We start from the raw sequence: 16,560 nt of genomic DNA, 5'->3' as shown, positions 1-16,560 counted from the left end.
CTCACCTCAAAAAAAGAGTCCAACTGAAGCTTCCGTTGGACTCGATATCTTTCTTCATAATATTTTTTTTAAATCCTCTTCCATTTCCAAAGGTTTTGTTTTAGGAGCATACCGACTGACGATATTTCCATCACGATCAATCAAAAACTTTGTAAAATTCCATTTTATCGATTTGGATCCCATCACTCCAGGAGCATTTTCAGTCAAATAGCTGAATAAGGGATGGGCTTCCTTTCCATTGACATTCACTTTTGCAAACATCGGGAATGTTACACCATGATTCAATTTGCAGTATGAATCGATTTCCAGGTCATCACCAGGCTCCTGATTCAAAAACTGATTACAAGGAAAACCAAGCACGACAACCCCATCCTCTTTATATTGCACATACAGGCTTTGCAAATCATCATACTGTGGCGAAAAACCGCATTTGCTTGCGGTATTCACTATAATCATCACTTTCCCTCTATATTCCTCAAGCGAGATGGTTTCGCCATTGATTTTATTGACTTCAAATTCGTAAATGGACATGTATGATCTCTCCCTTTAGTATGATGATTCATTTTACCGTATTTAAAGGTAGGTTTACCAACTTTTATCCTTTTCCTATCATCCCGAAATCTTCACTGCTTGTATGGATTGAATCAAATACTCTACCATGTCTTCCAAATCATCCATTTGCTCTTCTTTTACAAGCCTTCCAAATGAAACTTTATATATAGAAGAAGTAACGGGTAGCATTTTTTTACTGACCGTATCGCTAGTCGTCACTGTAATGATTCTCTGATCTCCCCAAATTTTTTCCAGGTCGTTCAACAATTGTTCCGCATTCACTTCATCAAGCTTTTTGGGAAAAGAAATGAAAATATTAACCGTGCAGCCCGAATGCATATCATCATTATCGGCATCGAGTAACTCCGAACTTAGGTTCTTGAGTGAAGCGTGTAACTCAATGGCACCGCTAATCGAAATAGGCACGATTGGTTTTTTCAATTCCATCTCAATCTTATATGATCTGGACATGGTTGAGAGATTCACTATCTCATCACGGTTAATGACCAATATATCTCCAATGAAGTCACGATCGTAAACCGCTCCTTCCAATACCACTTTCATGTTCTCAAATGCTGTAGGATCAAACAATCTCAAAACACCTCTCCAACTTCATAGTTTATGTATTCATGATCTTCCCATTTTACCATTCGCAGGCCTTTTCCTTGGGGATTTATAAGAAATTATTAAAATAGCTTTTCTATTCAATAATTTTCTATATAATTAAAATATTATGATTTTTGAAGAAGGAGGCTAATCATGCCAATCAGAATTCCGGAACAACTGCCAGCAAGGGAAATTTTAGAACAGGAAAATATCTTCGTAATGGATGAGGAAAGAGCTACCAATCAGGAAATCCGTCCATTGAATATATTAATTTTAAACCTAATGCCAGAGAAAGAAAAAACGGAGGCCCAGTTACTGCGCTTTCTTGGCAATACTCCCATTCAAGTAAATATATCATTCCTGCGCTTGAGCACACATGAATCAAAAAACACAAGTAAATTTCATTTAGATCAATTTTACAAATCATTTAATGATATTCGCACGAAGAAATATGACGGCTTGATCATTACAGGCGCTCCAGTAGAAAAGCTGGACTTTTCAGACGTTAATTATTGGGAAGAACTGCAGAATATCATGAACTGGTCAAGCGAAAATGTCACATCCACCCTACATATCTGTTGGGGGGCACAAGCTGCCCTGTACCATCATTATGGAATAGGCAAATACGAACTTCCAGAGAAATGCTTCGGCGTATACACCCATGAGGTCCTTGAACCGAATGAAAATCTAGTCCGCGGTTTCGATGATTATTTTATGGCCCCTCATTCACGCCATACGGATATTGACTATCAAAAATTAGTTAACCATCCTGAATTGAAGGTTCTCGCACAGTCCGATCAAGCTGGTGTATTGATGGCTGCTTCGGTTGATGGAAAAAGAATTATGGTTACCGGCCATTTCGAGTATGATGCCGATACCCTTGGTGAAGAATACAAGCGCGATAGGGAGCGTGGGATCAATACGCTACTCCCTGAAAATTACTTTCCTGATAACGATCCGACCAAGGTACCTCTTCACCGCTGGAAGAGCCATTGCAGCCTGATGTTCTCGAATTGGCTGAACTATTATGTCTACCAATCAACCCCTTATGAGTGGGATTGAAAGGGTAAGAAAAAAGAAGCTTTCACTTTTAAGTGAATCGTTTTTTGGGGCAGCCACTTCCGATTATCATGGGGAAACAACCTGAGTTTCTGACTCAGGTTGTTTGTTTCATGATTCCTTATTACCGAAGTATACCTCTTCAAAAGGTTGGACGACCACAAATCCTTGACCTTCGAATTTCATTTGAACGGATTCGCCGCTTCCCCTTCCAAAAAACGACTTCAATGAAACATCCGTTACGAATTCAGGCTGCAATTCCCCTGACCAAGCTACTGTGGCATTCGGGTCCGTATAGACCGGATTCCCAGGTTCCACCATTAAAGTAAGCGGCTCATAATGGGAAGTGAATGCGACCATGCCTCTCCCCTCGAGCCTTACGTTGAACAATCCCCCCGCCAATAACCCGGCAATGCGCCGCATCATTTTTATATCCCATTGAATCCCCGGTTCAAATGCAAGTAAATCATTTCCGTTAACACAGATCGATTCACCATTTAACTGTAAAATAGAAATCTTCTTCCCTTGATCCGCGACGTATAGCTTGCCGCTTCCGGTCGCTTTCATCAAGGATGCACCCTCACCAGTCAAAGCTTTTTTAAAGAGTTTACCAAGACCATGCTCCAAGATGCCTTCCCGCTCGAATTTAATATGGCCGCGATAAGAAACCATCGTCCCCATTTTTGCCCAGATCTGCTTTTCCAAATTAATCTCCAGAATTCGTTCCGTTTCAAGTTCGAATAAGCCTTGCCCTTTATCCTGCTGTTTCGTCTTTTCAACGAATTGATCGATTTGATACTTCTCCATCACTGCCCCACCTCTTTTTGAAGGAGAAACAGCCACATGAACGATACAGCTTGCTTTAATTCCTTTGAAAAATGTCCCAGTTTTGTATAGTCCACCCCTCTCTTTGCAACGCCGGTATCAGCCACTGCCTTCCATCCCGTTTCTAAAGCCATTTTTTCAAATTCCCATGGCTGCATTGTATTCATGATGACTTTATCTCCTAATAACCGTTGAAAACTGAATTTTTTTCGTGGTTCGGCTGTTGGACCAAGTATCCCAAAACAGACATAGCCGCCAGGCTTTATTACCCGTTGGATTTCCTTCATCACCGTTAATGGTTCACCCGTATATTCCAAAGAATTAATGACCATTGCCGCATCCATTTCTTCATCTTTGAATGGTAGATTATAAAAATCTCCTTGCAGAAAAGAAAGTTCTGGTTGTTGAGCGGTTTTTCCCTTTGCAAATTCAATCATCACATTGGATAAATCAACTCCGGTTACTTTAAATCCCGCTTCGGCCAATTTCAAGGAACCAACTCCATCTCCACAGCCTATGTCAGCTACCTTCACTCCCGAAGGTACATATTCAGAAAAGAAAGGAATAATGTTTTTCCGGCTCCCCGTTTCCCACATTTCTTGCGAATTCTTCACCCACATAGGTGCAAAAACATCCCATTCCTTTTCCGACTCTTTATGCCATGTATGTAAATTCATCAGAAATTCACCCTCCCATTTAACCCCTAATTAAATAAGTTCCTGAAAAATATTTTCCCGAATCAAAATACCGGGGCTTCTTTATAGCTATTCTGCTCATAATTAAAAAATCCTCTTTTAAAAAGCCGCTGCCTTGTACACCTTATTTTTAAAATGAACAATGCCCGATTCAAGAAAACAGATGATTTTCAAATACATAAAAAAAAACTGCCCGCGGCAGCTTATTTAGAATTTTCTTCATTTCTTTTTTGTATCTTTCTTAAATCCTCGACACGGTCAGGAGATTCTTCAAAGAATTCAACCAGGTCTCCAATCCTATCGATGGCATTCCAACTAAGGTGGTGTTCAATACCTTCTACATCATGATAAATATTTTCTTCCTTGACCCCTATCAACCTTAGCATCTGTTCTAAAAGTTCATGACGGTATACGAGCCTTTTACCAACTTTTTTCCCATTTGCAGTTAAAACGAGGCCCCGGTACTTTTCATATATCAAATATTTTTCCTGATCAAGTTTTTGAACCATTTTTGTAACAGAAGAAGGGTGGACGGAAAGATTTTCGGCAATATCGGAAACTCTTGCATATCCTTTTTCTTCAATAAGTAAATAAATTTGTTCTATGTAATCCTCCATGCTCGGTGTAGGCATTCGGAATCCTCCCATTCAAACGCATATCTAAAAATTTTACTATATAAACGACCCCGAAACAAGAAGATATAAGTCTCAGGGCGCCTTTAATGAAGTTTCTTCTCAAGTTTGCTTGACGTTTTGTTCTGTTGGAAATGTAAAACTGATCTTCTTTTCAGAATCGGACCATGATAAAATGGCATCAAAGGTCTTTTCCCCTTTTATAAAACCGCTTATCATATCCGTTTCACCGCTCGCCAACAGCTTTTTTATATTTGCTTGACTGATTTTCTTATTGAGGATTTTTTTGGAGATAGTGAAGTTACACTTTGTTTTTTGATAACTTACACATCCATAGAATTCCCCTTTATCGACAATCTTAGAACCGCATAGTTTACAGCTGCCCATAGATGCCGAGCTTCTCTTTTTAGGGCCACTCCGTTGAATCGACTCGGTGTCCAGACCCTGAAAATCCCAGCTTTCCGATGATTCCACGGCATCACTGATAATTTTTGCTGACATCTTTTTAACAGCTTCCATAAAGCCGCCAGCTGAAGCCTTTCCTTCACCAATTTCCCTTAAACGCTGTTCCCATTTGGCTGTCATCTCGGGTGAAGCCAGGATTTTCTCCCCGATGGCAGTAATCAGCACTTTCCCTTTATCTGTCGCAAACACCTGGTTTTTTTTGACATTGATATATTTACGGTCTTTAAGCATGGTAATGATGCCAGCCCGAGTTGCTTCGGTTCCAAGACCCTCGGTTTTCATCAGCACCTTTTCTAACTCTTCATTATCCAGATGCTTTCCGGCAGTTTTCATCAAAGTGATCAGCTGACCTTCTGTATAGCGCTTAGGAGGCTGGGTTTTTCCTTCTTTCACCTTTATATTGGAGACCTTTCCAGAATCCCCTTTTGAAACGGACGGCAGAATGATATCATCATCATCCTTGTCATTTTGGAAAATCACTTTGCGCCATCCCTCTTGAATCTGCTGCTTGCCTTTAGAAATGAATTCGGCACGCTTATCGACAAGCGTTTTAATGGTGGTGTAATCGAAAATGGCTTTCTCATAATGGGCTGCAATCAACCGGCGTACCACCAAGTCATATATATTCCGTTCTTCAGCGGAAAGCCGCTTTGGGTCAGTTACTTGCTCCGTCGGAATAATTGCATAGTGATCAGTCACTTTCTTTTCATTTACAAACCGTTTATTATTCATGATGTTCGGTTGTGGCAAAGGAAACAAAGATTCATATTCTGAAAATCCACTTAGTTTTTGCAAAATATCGGGAAATGTTTCGGCTTCCCCCTCCGTCACATAATTGGAATCTGAACGTGGATAAGAAACAATCCCTTTTTGATATAAACTTTGTACAATATCAAGCGTCTGTTTCGGTGAATATTTATAAATCTTGTTTACTGTCGCTTGCAGTGACGATAGATTAAATAACAAAGGCGGCTGAAATTCTTTCCTTTCTGTATCCATTTCAGCTATTTCAGCTTCCTTACCCTTGCAAAAGGCGGCAATTTTTTCAGCCATTTCTTTTGTCTTGATTCTCGGATCATTGTTCTGCTGCCATTTTCCCTGATACTTCTTTCCATCCATCTTGAAGTCAGCGAACACTTCCCAGAACGGCTCAGACTTGAATTGCTCAATTTCCAATTCCCGCTTCACAATCAAAGCGAGAGTCGGTGTCTGGACCCTTCCAGCTGAAAACACATCCGAAACGCCCCTTTGTTGCAATAAAATACTATACGCTCTCGACGCATTCATTCCCACAACCCAATCCGCACAAGCTCTCGTATACGCTTCATAATAGAGCGGCCTGGTTTTTTCTTCGTTCTTCAGATTTTGGAATCCCTCATAAATCGCTTTTGGGGTCAAAGAGGAAATCCATAAACGTTTCATCGGTTTATTTACATTGCATAGATTAACGATATTGCGTACAATCAATTCTCCTTCACGACCGGCATCACCTGCATGAATGATTTCATCGACATCCGGTTTCCTAAGCAAAGTCTTCACGACATTGAATTGCTTTGCCTTCTGTCGGGTCACTTCATATTGAAATTTCTCAGGAATCATTGGCAACGTTTCCATCGACCATTTTTTCCATTTTGAATGATAGGTTTCCGGCGAAACGAGTTGACATAAATGCCCGACGGCCCAAGTTACATAAGCTCCATCGGGAAAAAGTTCATTCGGCATGATTTCTATATAGCCTTGCTGTTTCTTCGTTTTAAATTGAGCCGCTAGCGTTGAACCTTGATCTGGTTTCTCCGCAATGATTAGCTTCATGATCATCTTCACCTAATCCGTTACAAAATATCTTTCCCCTATCATTATACCTTAAATATCACAATCGGCTAGATATGACTTCGTTTTTACTGAACTGATATGAGAAAGCATAAAATGATTGTTTCTTCGGTGAAGAGTGGGAATTTCATGCTTATGATAAAATCCGTCCAAATATAGGCAGATTAATATGCAATAAAAAGCTTCACTATTGGATGGTTAGCATAGATTAGGTGGAATGGGAGTATATACAAAAGAAACAAGCGCGATGTTAAAAGTCGCCCCTAGCTTTTCACTGTTTAGTTATTTAAAGATATTATTAATTCAAAAGCTAAAGGTATAGGTACTTCGTTAAGTAGATTTTTAAAAAGAGAAAGTGATAATCTTAGTTGGATTGCAACACAGCTAATTATTGATCCTAACAGCCCCTTGTATAATAAAGGAACGTTAATTGGCAAAAGAACTAAAGAAAAGCATATTACTTTACAAAATGTATATAACTTTCTTTTGTTATTAATTAAAAATACAAAGCTAGCCGAATTACCTAAGGAAAAAATACTTAATATAACTCTTACTTATTTTAATTGTATAAAAGAGTTGTTACCTGTTGAATGGAGTGATTATAAGCAATATAGACTAACTCATATAGTCTGTTTAAATGCTTTTGCTATAGCCGGCAATAAAATTATTCCTTCAAATTATAATTTTGTTTCTAACCAGTTAAACATTAAAGAAGTAAATAAAAGAATGAGCAGTATAAAGATATTTGATTGGTCTAGTGAAGGAACATTGAAATATCTAAAAGGTGCTAGTGGTTCTAAACTCTTAGCTGAAGACATCATTGCATCTGTAGAAAAATAATTCTTGAATTCCCCATTTTCAAATATTAAAATGGCCGAAAAATCAAATTGATTTTCGGCCATTCTTATTCCTTATTCTTTGGAGGGAACTTTCCAGCTCAGTTCATGTATGTATTGTGCTAAAGCATCTGTTTAAAAAAAGAATCCACTGTAGCTTTGAAATAAAGATTGATCAAAAGGTCCTCCTGAACCCTCCTATTAGCGTAAATAAATACAATCCATTTTGAAAAGAGATTGATCAAAAAGGGTTCTTTTCTAGTGATTTAGTATCAATTTTTATAAAAGAGTTTGATTATTTTTTTAATGATCATTATAGAACTAAACCAGCTAATAGGATGTCAATATCTTTCTCTAAAATTTTCATTTCCCTTATGATATACTATTTTTGTTCATGACAAATAACCCTCCAAAACCCTTTTGGAAGGATTTTTCTCTGTTTCACAAAACCGTTAATCAGGCTAAATCTAGGAATGCTTCTTTTCTCTTTAATAAAGCGTAAATCCAATGAAGAAGTTTATTCATACAGGCAACGATCGCCACTTTGGATGGCTTTCCTTCTGATTTTTTCTTATCAATGAAAGCTTTAAGCTTTTTGTTTCTTGAACTCCTTATGCCGCATAGCACGGCAAGATACAGGGAATGACGTAGTCTGCTCGAACAGCCTCTACATTACATGGACTGGTGGATCAATATTCATACGATAAAAGGAAGAAGGTTTTAAATATCTATAGGTAAATGTGTTTATTTGCAGTGTTCATATAACATTTAACCTTGTTTATATGTACAGAAAGTAGAATGATTCTAATCCCATTTTTTAAAATGGGATTGTAGCTCAGGGGAGAGCATTTGCCTGGCAGGCAAAGGGTCGTGGGTTCAATTCCCATCAACTCTATACAAAAAAGAAAACACTTCCTATTTAATAAATGAGGTGTTTTCTTTTTATTTGGATCTGTTAAATTTCATTATTGATTAAAAAGACTGCCTTAAATTGCAGTCTTCAATTGTTCTTTATCAACTAACGCCTCCGTTAGTTACACAAGCGTGCATAGAATATATCACGCACTTTTATTCATTTTGTCAACTGCAATCACCATTTGAATTTGTCATACAGAGCTTGTAATATTTATAACCTTTTGAAAGAAGGTAATTATAATTAGCAGAAAGGAGAGGAAATATGATTCTCTCTAAATTTGTAGATGAACTCCCTATTCCCCCTATTTTAAAACCTCGATGGAAAGATCAGTTCTATACTTATTATGAAGTGAATATGACGGAATTTAAGCAATCACTCCATCGTGAGTTAAATGATACAACTGTTTGGGGATACGAAGGTAGCTATCCAGGACCTACCATTGAAGTAGAAAGAGGAGAAATCGTGTTTATCAAATGGATCAACAATCTTCCAGATAAGCATCTGTTTCCAGTAGACTATACGGTGCATGGAGCCCATATGGATGTACCTGAAGTACGAACGGTGGTTCATGTACACGGTGCATGTGTTGAATCGGAAAGTGATGGCTACCCAGAGGCTTGGTTTACAAAAGAATTCAAACAAGTCGGTCGATATTTTAGAAAGCAAGTATATCGATATGATAATTGCGGTCATGATTCCACCCTCTGGTATCATGACCATGCCCTTGGTATCACTAGGCTTAATGTTTATGCAGGGTTGGCTGGATTTTATCTAATCAGAGATCAACACGAACGTTTATTGAATTTACCAAGTGAGCAATATGAGATCCCTCTTATGATACAAGATAAGACTTTCAATAAGGATGGTTCACTATATTACCCTAAACAGCCAGATCAACCAATCCCGAAATTAGAAACGTCGATCATTCCTGAATTTGTTGGAGATACGATTATCGTGAATGGCAAAGTACATCCATATTTAAAAGTGGAACCTCGTAAATATCGATTTAGACTACTAAACGCATCCAATACCCGTTTTTTTAGAATGAAGCTTGATTCGGAACAACCTATGTATCAAATTGCGACGGATGGAGGATTAATGCAGCACCCAATAGGTGTAAAAGAAATCATGTTAGCGCCTGCAGAACGTGCAGAAGTAATCATTGATTTTACTAATCTTGAGGGTAAGTATATTATCATGACAAACGATGCTCCAGCTCCATTTCCAACCGGAAATGGAAATCAGATAAATGAAAATACAGGCACAGTGATGCAATTTAGAGTGATTCTTCCATTATCAAGTGTCGATACGAGTGTTATTCCGGCTTATATGATGCCTGTTCCCAAAATAAGAGAACAATTAGCTTCGAAGGTGAGATATCTAACATTAAATGACAATATGGATAAGTACGGTCGTGAATTTATGTTATTGGATAATAAACAATGGGATGCCCCAATAACTGAAAATCCAAAATTAGGATCAACCGAAATATGGTGTCTTATTAACTTAACTACGGATACACACCCTATCCATCTCCACTTAATTGATTTTCAAATCTTAGATCGAAGAGATTTCGATGTACAAAGGTATAAAAAGGAGAAAATTATCCATTATACAGGTCCTGCGATTTCTCCAGAACCTTATGAACGAGGATGGAAGGATACCGTTCAATCTAACCCTAATCAAGTAACTCGAATTATCATGAAGTTTGGTCCTTATACAGGTTTGTATGTTTGGCACTGTCATATATTAGAACACGAGGATTACGAAATGATGAGACCATATATAGTTATCCGATAATTAGATTTTTCCGAATAACAAAATTAATCTATAAAGAACATTGGGATTTAACACCCAATGTTTTTTACATATAAAGCTAACCTGCTCCGTTAGTTGAAGAAGGAATTTTTCTATTCGTCATCATCGCTTCTTTTTAAAAATCGTATAATAAGTAATAAATAAACCACTGCAACTGTTATTCCAACAACAATATCCCTTAGTAACTCTATTTGAATTCCTTGGGAAACGGTTCTTCCGAGGAGGAACGTTATAACAATTGCAATACAGATTTTAATAATCTCAGACTTAAACGTCATACACATCCCCATATACCTGTCTATTTTTATAATTCCCATTATATTAATGCTCAACCTCTCTCAGTGTATCCTCTTTCTGACTTTTTTTATTGATTTAAACAGCTTAGTTACTTCAATAAAAAAGGCTTAACTCTTTAATCAAGTGAAGCTTAACGAAACTGTATAAGTATAGGCACCCAATAAAAATTCATTCTATTTCATTAATGTACTCAGCTTCAATTTCTTCAAAGGGGAAACCTGTTGTTGAATCGTGTCCTAAGAAGGTTAAAATTTTTTTCCGTGAACCTAAAAAAAATCATTGAAGATACGAATCAAGATAGAAATTTACCATATTAAATCTTTTATGGGCATCCAGTAATGGGTGATTTTTGTTTTGTTGAAATTAAGAACATTATCCATAGAAACTGTAGTACGGATAGTAATAACCATATCCACTATAGTATGGATAATAAACGAAACCATTCAAATGATAGTGTGGGATTTGTGTCGCACCAAGTTCACTTAAGAATCCAATAATAGCATGACGTTGAGGTCTTCTTACATTTATATTATACATTTGAGTAACTCCTTTTTATTTAGATTGTTCTGTTTATGATATGCCCTTTTCAAAAAAAATGTATAGACACCCCTAAACTTAGATAAGTTTTGTTGAAATAATGTAACATTTTGGTATAATTTCAAACTTTCCAGTAATTTATGATTAGTCTGTAGTTAATTTGGGAGGTGTGGAAAATGGATGGCACAGTAACGTATAGGGTCTATTTGAAGGCATTCAAAAAGGTGAGCTTAAAGGGATGAACTTTTTAGGGGCGATTTGAAAAAGTCGTTCTTCTTATGCCACTAACCTGCCCCTTTAGTTCCATAAAGAAAAAACTGCCTTAAAGGACAGTTTTTATCTTAAGCTAACGCACCTGTTTTTTCAGAAAATTGTCCTTATAAACGTCGCGACTTTATTTTAAACATCCCATCTTTTTTACAAACATCGTGACTTTATTTCAAAGCCACAGTATGATGGTTCCAGTAGCAACCAAGAACCCTCCAACATAAGCTGATTTTCCTTTTATTATTCCAAAATGGATGCAAACAATTTACAAAGAAATGGGGTTTAGTGGTAAGTCCTCTTTTATAGAGAGGTTTTATTTATTAAATTGGTATAAAATGTATTTGGTTGGAAGACAATAATATTACCCAGCTACTCCACTATTCCAACTTAAAAGGCCCTTCTCATAATCGAGAGGGGCTTTTTTGTTTTATAAAGGTAAATCAAAATTTAGGTCTAACCTTCTTAACTAATGTAGATTTGAAACAAAGTTTGATCAAATTAATCCAAGAAACCTTGATAAATGAATAAATAGAAAGAGCATGTTTTAAAGGCAACTTTTGCTTCCAATCGGCCGCCAGGGGGCTGACCGTTGGGTGTCGTGGGTTGAGGGCGGGCGTACCAGGCGCGGGCTCGGTGTCAGTCTTCGATTGCCTGGTAGACCATGGTCCAGAAGTCGTGGATAAGCCGCGCTGAATCCGGGGTGGACATCCCGACCTGGGTGAGCAGGATTCCGGTGAGCTGTTTGTCCGGGTCGGCGTATGTCGTGGTGCCGGTTCCACCGTCCCAGCCGAACTGGCCGATGGACGCGTAGTCACCACGGTAGGTGCGCACCGCCATCCCGAAGCCCCAGCCGCCGTGCTGCCCTTGGCCGTGCGACAAATGGACGTTGTTTTTGGCCAGGGCGTCTCGGGCGGCTTGTTGCTCGGGCGTGAGGCGGTTGGTGGTCATCAGCTGGACGGCGGGCCGGGACAGGATCCGTTCGGTCCCGTGCATCCCTTGGTTCAGCAGCATCCGTAAATACGCGTGATAGTCGTCGACGGTTGAGAGCAGCCCACCGCCGCCTGCTTGGAACGCTGGAGGTCGGCTGTAGCGTCCGCCTGCGGCCTCGTCCCACACGATGAACTCTCCGGTCTGTGGATCGGGGTTGAAGGCGGGCGGCAGCCGGTCAATCTTGTTGGCGGGCACGTAGAAACCAGTGTCCTTCATCCCCAGCGGATCGAGGATGCGTTCGCGCAGGAACGTCTCGAACGTCTGACCCGTGACTCTGGCGACGAGCACGCCGAGCACTTCGTTGCTGACGTGGTATTGCCACCGCTCTCCGGGCTGGTAGCTCAGCGGGAGTGTGCCCAGGCGGCGCATCCACTCATCCGGATCGGGCAACTCCGCCCCTGGCGTGTCGTATATCCCACTCTCGAAGATCGCGTTCTGGATCGGGGAGCCCATCAACGTAATATCCACTCCGAGCCCGAACGTGGAGGTCAACAAGTCCCGTATGGTGATCGGCCGCCGTGCCGGCACGGTGTCGTCCAGCGGGCCGTCGGCCCGTTTCAGCACCTGCCGGTCGGCGAGTTCGGGCAGCCACGTATCTACTGGGTCGTCCAGATGCAGCTTGCACTCGTCGAGCAGGATCATCACCGACGCGACCGCGAGCGGCTTGGAAGTGGACGCCAACCGGAAGATCGTGTCCCGGCGCATCGGCGCGCCACCGTCATGGCGCATCGTGCCGATCGCTTCTACGTGCGTCTCACCGTACCGGCTGACCAGGGCGACGAGCCCAGGAATCTTCCCGGACTCGACATGCCGTGCCAGAACGTCGCGCATTCTGCGTAGCCCTGTTTCGGATAAGCCAGTGTTGCTTTGTCCCGTTGTAATCTTTTTCATTTGGTTTCCCTCTCTTTACTTTTTTATCAGCCCTATTGTTCTACAAATTCTCTTTTGTTATCAATGCTTGAAAGCGTGTTCGATGCATCAAAGAGACTGAATATTGGCAATCAAAAGATGACTCACATCCTGTTCTGGGTAATCAGAATCGAGAAATGTCCTGCACTTAGCATAGAGCCATATGTTCATCGGACGTTTATTCTCGGTTTCATCAAATTCAAAGTCACCATTATTCCGTAAGTAATCCTCTTGGCAACCGTTGTCTTGCCCGCCCCATTGGAGCCGAGCAGGGCGAAAATACTGCCCTTATCCATTTAAGCTCCCACCTTCACATTCCCTAATTATGTATATTCTAGAAGTAAATACAAATTCCTTCTTCAACTATCCTGCCCCGATAGTTCCATAACAAAAAGAGCTGCTAAAGCAACTCTCTTTCTGAAGTAAAGCGCCAGTTAGTTCATTAAGAATTACTTCCGACACAATTAGTTAAAATAAACTTTTTACTAAACGAACTATCATTCTTGGAATAAGAGTTAAGAGGTTAAAAACGAATTCATATAAGATTGAATCACGAATTTCAATCATTATCCCTTTGAAAAACCTTCTTTTTTGCCTTTCCTTTTTCATCTTTTTCATCCTCTTTATCTTTCATAATTACATATGGTTGCTTCTATCTAGAAGAAATCCCATAGTTGCAACCAAAATCACTAGAAAGGTACCTATACACGCAGAAACTATACCTTCTGTTTTGTCTTTTGCATAAAAACAAATTTATGTATTAAAAGAGACAAAAATTAAAAAAATTAATAACTTTGTAACTAAGTTAATTTTATTTATTGCTCTCACAGTAAATCACAATGGTGAATTAACGATATCAAATTAAAATAATTTGAACCTTTAAGAAAATAATAACAATAAAGAGTAATTATTCATAAGTGTAAAATAATCCATTTCCTTATGGAACTAACCTGCCCCTTTAGTTCCAAAAGAAAAGGAGCTGCTGATCAGCTCCTGGTAATGAAGTAAAGCACCCATTAATTTAATAAAATAAACTTACGAACTAATTTGTAATAAACATAAAAAATTGAATAAGCAAATAAATAACTAACACCAGTCCAAATGATATTCCATTCATTCCTGTATACTATTTTCTCTAGACACACTAGTATGTACTCTCCAAAGGTTGTAACTAAAGTAAAAACTAAAAATGTAATAAGAATAGGCATTTTTTTATAGTGAATAACGCAAATAAATAAACAACCAAGTATAGGATAAAGACCTAAATCATACGGAATTCCAGTTAAAGATGATTCTTGAAATACTATATCCATCCTCCAAAAGTAGTTAAATCCAATTTCATTTATTAAAAAGCTAGTAGCTGTACCAATCGGATAAAAAATAATGAACAATTTCTTCTGATTTCTAAATAAATATACCCCTACAATCCAAGGGAGGATAAATCCAATAATAATATGAAAAAGCATATTTAACCTTCCTTTTTTTAGGATCGCATATTTAGCTATTCTGCCCCGTTAGTTCCATAAAGATCTGCCAAAGCAACTCCCTTATTGAAGTAAAGCACCCGTTACTTGAATTAGAAATTTAATTAGCTTTTCTTGGTCCTCTTAAAAAATAAATAACCTAATACACCTAAAATTAATGATATACCTCCGAAAACAATAACTTGATATATAATATCCCCTAACATTACCTGATCCTCCTATTCAAAAAACATTTCCCTAATCTATATACTAGATTTTTCCTAAAAAGGTTTCAACTGATAGTTTGATTCTAAAAGTCTTATTAAACTAAACTGCCCCGTTAGTTCATTAAGAAAAGCGATTCTGAATACATTTCATGCAAAATGAGTAACTTGATTTTTACTTTACATAAAGATTTTGCATTTGGGCAAAATTATAGAAACAAATTCAATTGGAGAACAACATTTATGATTTTCCTTGCCCTTTTATTAATGTTAGGCGGGTTATTAATTATTAATGCTATTTACGCTTATCACACCAAGCACATTGACTCAAATTTTTTATCCACTTTATGGTACTACATTAAACTTTTACCTTTGTTTCTGCCTGCGAGTATTATGATTGGATACGGAGTGAAGTTTTTAACAAAAATTGTAGATAACTTAACCTTCTCACTTATTGTCTCTAAAGGAATGGAGATACTAGTTAGTGTAGCAATTGGATACATATTTCTAAAAGAAATTCCCAATTGGCGAACAGGGGTCGGTATCACAATTATATTAATTGGTTTTTGGTTATTAAAAGGAAAATAAGAAAGAGCTTACCTTGATAGGCTCTTTCTTATGACAAACCATAAATATAAGAATTACTTATAATTATTCTAACGCCCTTTCATAAATATACTTTCGTTAGTTATTCAATAATATGGCCAATTGTTGAATAAAGATCAAACAGTATTCTTGAACTAACCTGCCCCGTTAGTTCATTAAGAAAAGCGAATCTTATTCAAGAATCGCGCCCGTTAATTAAACAAGTTACACACGTGTAAACCTTTATTACTCTTACTCAATACATAATTCTGAGATATCCTTCCAGCCATAAGCAATATCCTCTACTATGGTTCCCCCAAACGTACTGGTCCTATGAATGTATTCTTTTCCTCCCATACGTTCATAAAATCCAAGTCCAGAATTATTCTGTTTCATTACCCAAACCATCATAGAATAAAAACCTTTTTCTTTAAAATGTTTAGCAATAGCTGAAATAAGCTGCCTACCAACACCAAATCCTCTACATTCCTGTAAGAGATAAAGCGAATATAGTTCTCCATCGTAATTCTTCTCATCTATACTTTTACCGGATGCAAAACCTATAATTTTCCCTGTTTCATTAATTGCAACATATATAAAAGGTTCATTTTCGTTATATAAAAAATCATTCCATCTTTTTTCTGCATCTTCATACGATAATTCGTCCAGATAATCGTCAGGTACTAGATCACGATAAGTAGTCCTCCAACTATCAACATAAACTCTTGATATGCCCTTAATATCTTCTTTCCTTGCTTTTCTAATTTCCAAGTTAAGTACCTCCAATGCAAAACAGTAAAATAATAAAATTTATTATAACATTCTTTCTTTCAACCCTCAGTTAGCTCAATAAGTGTTATTCCATAAAATGGACCAATTGTTGAACAAATCAATATGCACTCTTGAACTAACCTGCCCCGATAGTTGCATAAAGAAAAGTTGCCTTAAAGACAGCTCCGATCTTCAGCTAACGCACCCGTTAGTTCCATAAGAAAAAGCTGCCTTAAAGACAGCTCCGATATTCAGCCAACGCACCTTTTAGTTCAACAAGTTT

Annotated in this window: 16 protein-coding genes, 1 tRNA gene and 1 pseudogene; 5 read left to right on the top strand and 13 right to left on the bottom strand. The window is 38.3% G+C overall.

Features of this window, described 5'->3' with window-relative positions; all coding sequences use genetic code 11:
- Positions 1–54: 54 nt before the first annotated feature.
- Positions 55–531, bottom strand: coding sequence for a glutathione peroxidase (locus BS1321_RS23825; RefSeq protein ID WP_063234347.1), 477 nt, complete (start codon positions 529–531; stop codon positions 55–57).
- Between the two features lie 78 nt (positions 532–609).
- Positions 610–1,143 carry a hypothetical protein gene (locus BS1321_RS23820; protein ID WP_063234346.1) on the bottom strand — a complete coding sequence of 178 codons (534 nt, stop codon included), beginning with the start codon at positions 1,141–1,143 and terminating at the stop codon, positions 610–612.
- Between the two features lie 168 nt (positions 1,144–1,311).
- Between BS1321_RS23820 and metA the strand changes: the two genes are divergently transcribed.
- Complete coding sequence (metA, locus tag BS1321_RS23815; RefSeq protein ID WP_063234345.1) at positions 1,312–2,220, top strand: homoserine O-acetyltransferase MetA; 909 nt, start codon at positions 1,312–1,314, stop codon at positions 2,218–2,220.
- Positions 2,221–2,328: 108 nt separating this feature from the next.
- Here the strand turns inward: metA and BS1321_RS23810 are convergent, their stop codons facing one another.
- The 4 genes from BS1321_RS23810 to BS1321_RS23795 all read right to left on the bottom strand — a co-directional run bounded on the left by BS1321_RS23810 (position 2,329) and on the right by BS1321_RS23795 (position 6,646).
- A complete protein-coding gene (locus BS1321_RS23810; protein WP_063234344.1) occupies positions 2,329–3,024 on the bottom strand; it encodes an AIM24 family protein in 696 nt (231 codons plus the stop codon).
- Positions 3,024–3,719, bottom strand: coding sequence for a class I SAM-dependent methyltransferase (locus tag BS1321_RS23805; protein WP_063234343.1), 696 nt, complete (start codon positions 3,717–3,719; stop codon positions 3,024–3,026). The genes BS1321_RS23810 and BS1321_RS23805 overlap by 1 nt, the downstream gene beginning before the upstream one ends.
- Positions 3,720–3,940: 221 nt before the next feature.
- Positions 3,941–4,369, bottom strand: a complete 429-nt coding sequence (gene mntR / locus BS1321_RS23800) for a transcriptional regulator MntR (protein WP_063234342.1) — start codon at positions 4,367–4,369, stop codon at positions 3,941–3,943.
- 102 nt (positions 4,370–4,471) lie between these two features.
- Entirely contained in the window at positions 4,472–6,646 is a 2,175-nt protein-coding gene (locus tag BS1321_RS23795) for a DNA topoisomerase III (protein WP_063234341.1), read from the bottom strand.
- Between the two features lie 426 nt (positions 6,647–7,072).
- On the opposite strand from BS1321_RS23795, the gene BS1321_RS23790 reads away from it, so the two are divergent.
- Entirely contained in the window at positions 7,073–7,504 is a 432-nt protein-coding gene (locus BS1321_RS23790) for a ParB N-terminal domain-containing protein (RefSeq protein WP_063234340.1), read from the top strand.
- Positions 7,505–7,956: 452 nt separating this feature from the next.
- Here the strand turns inward: BS1321_RS23790 and BS1321_RS28275 are convergent.
- A pseudogene (locus BS1321_RS28275) lies at positions 7,957–8,160 on the bottom strand (IS110 family transposase); the annotation flags it as partial.
- A 164-nt stretch (positions 8,161–8,324) separates the two neighbouring features.
- Here BS1321_RS28275 and BS1321_RS23785 point away from each other — a divergent pair.
- Positions 8,325–8,395 (top strand) — tRNA-Ala (locus BS1321_RS23785).
- A 282-nt stretch (positions 8,396–8,677) separates the two neighbouring features.
- Positions 8,678–10,216 carry a multicopper oxidase family protein gene (locus BS1321_RS23780; RefSeq protein ID WP_063234339.1) on the top strand — a complete coding sequence of 513 codons (1,539 nt, stop codon included), beginning with the start codon at positions 8,678–8,680 and terminating at the stop codon, positions 10,214–10,216.
- A 110-nt stretch (positions 10,217–10,326) separates the two neighbouring features.
- Here BS1321_RS23780 and BS1321_RS23775 read toward each other — a convergent pair whose 3' ends face one another.
- The 5 genes from BS1321_RS23775 to BS1321_RS28810 all read right to left on the bottom strand — a co-directional run bounded on the left by BS1321_RS23775 (position 10,327) and on the right by BS1321_RS28810 (position 14,924).
- The gene (locus tag BS1321_RS23775) at positions 10,327–10,512 is read right to left on the bottom strand and encodes a hypothetical protein (protein ID WP_144479075.1); all 186 of its coding nucleotides are present in this window, start codon (positions 10,510–10,512) and stop codon (positions 10,327–10,329) included.
- A gap of 1,459 nt (positions 10,513–11,971) precedes the next feature.
- Positions 11,972–13,216 (bottom strand): serine hydrolase domain-containing protein, encoded by a 1,245-nt coding sequence (locus BS1321_RS23770; protein ID WP_063234337.1) that lies wholly within the window; start codon positions 13,214–13,216, stop codon positions 11,972–11,974.
- 185 nt (positions 13,217–13,401) lie between these two features.
- Positions 13,402–13,530 (bottom strand): ATP-binding cassette domain-containing protein, encoded by a 129-nt coding sequence (locus tag BS1321_RS28535; RefSeq protein ID WP_257790327.1) that lies wholly within the window; start codon positions 13,528–13,530, stop codon positions 13,402–13,404.
- Positions 13,531–14,250: 720 nt separating this feature from the next.
- Positions 14,251–14,700, bottom strand: a complete 450-nt coding sequence (locus tag BS1321_RS23765) for a CBO0543 family protein (protein ID WP_094246659.1) — start codon at positions 14,698–14,700, stop codon at positions 14,251–14,253.
- 122 nt (positions 14,701–14,822) lie between these two features.
- Positions 14,823–14,924: an LPXTG cell wall anchor domain-containing protein gene (locus BS1321_RS28810; protein ID WP_081113119.1), complete on the bottom strand. Its 102-nt coding sequence runs from the start codon at positions 14,922–14,924 to the stop codon at positions 14,823–14,825.
- A gap of 240 nt (positions 14,925–15,164) precedes the next feature.
- Between BS1321_RS28810 and BS1321_RS23755 the strand changes: the two genes are divergently transcribed.
- Positions 15,165–15,509, top strand: a complete 345-nt coding sequence (locus BS1321_RS23755) for a hypothetical protein (RefSeq protein ID WP_063236554.1) — start codon at positions 15,165–15,167, stop codon at positions 15,507–15,509.
- 249 nt (positions 15,510–15,758) lie between these two features.
- Here BS1321_RS23755 and BS1321_RS23750 read toward each other — a convergent pair whose 3' ends face one another.
- Positions 15,759–16,277, bottom strand: a complete 519-nt coding sequence (locus BS1321_RS23750) for a GNAT family N-acetyltransferase (protein WP_063236555.1) — start codon at positions 16,275–16,277, stop codon at positions 15,759–15,761.
- Positions 16,278–16,560 lie beyond the last annotated feature (283 nt).

The organism is Peribacillus simplex NBRC 15720 = DSM 1321 (assembly GCF_002243645.1).
In the GTDB taxonomy this organism is placed as follows: domain Bacteria; phylum Bacillota; class Bacilli; order Bacillales; family DSM-1321; genus Peribacillus; species Peribacillus simplex.
The sequence above is the reverse complement of the archived record's forward strand: the minus strand, read 5'-3'. Positions and strand labels throughout refer to the sequence as shown.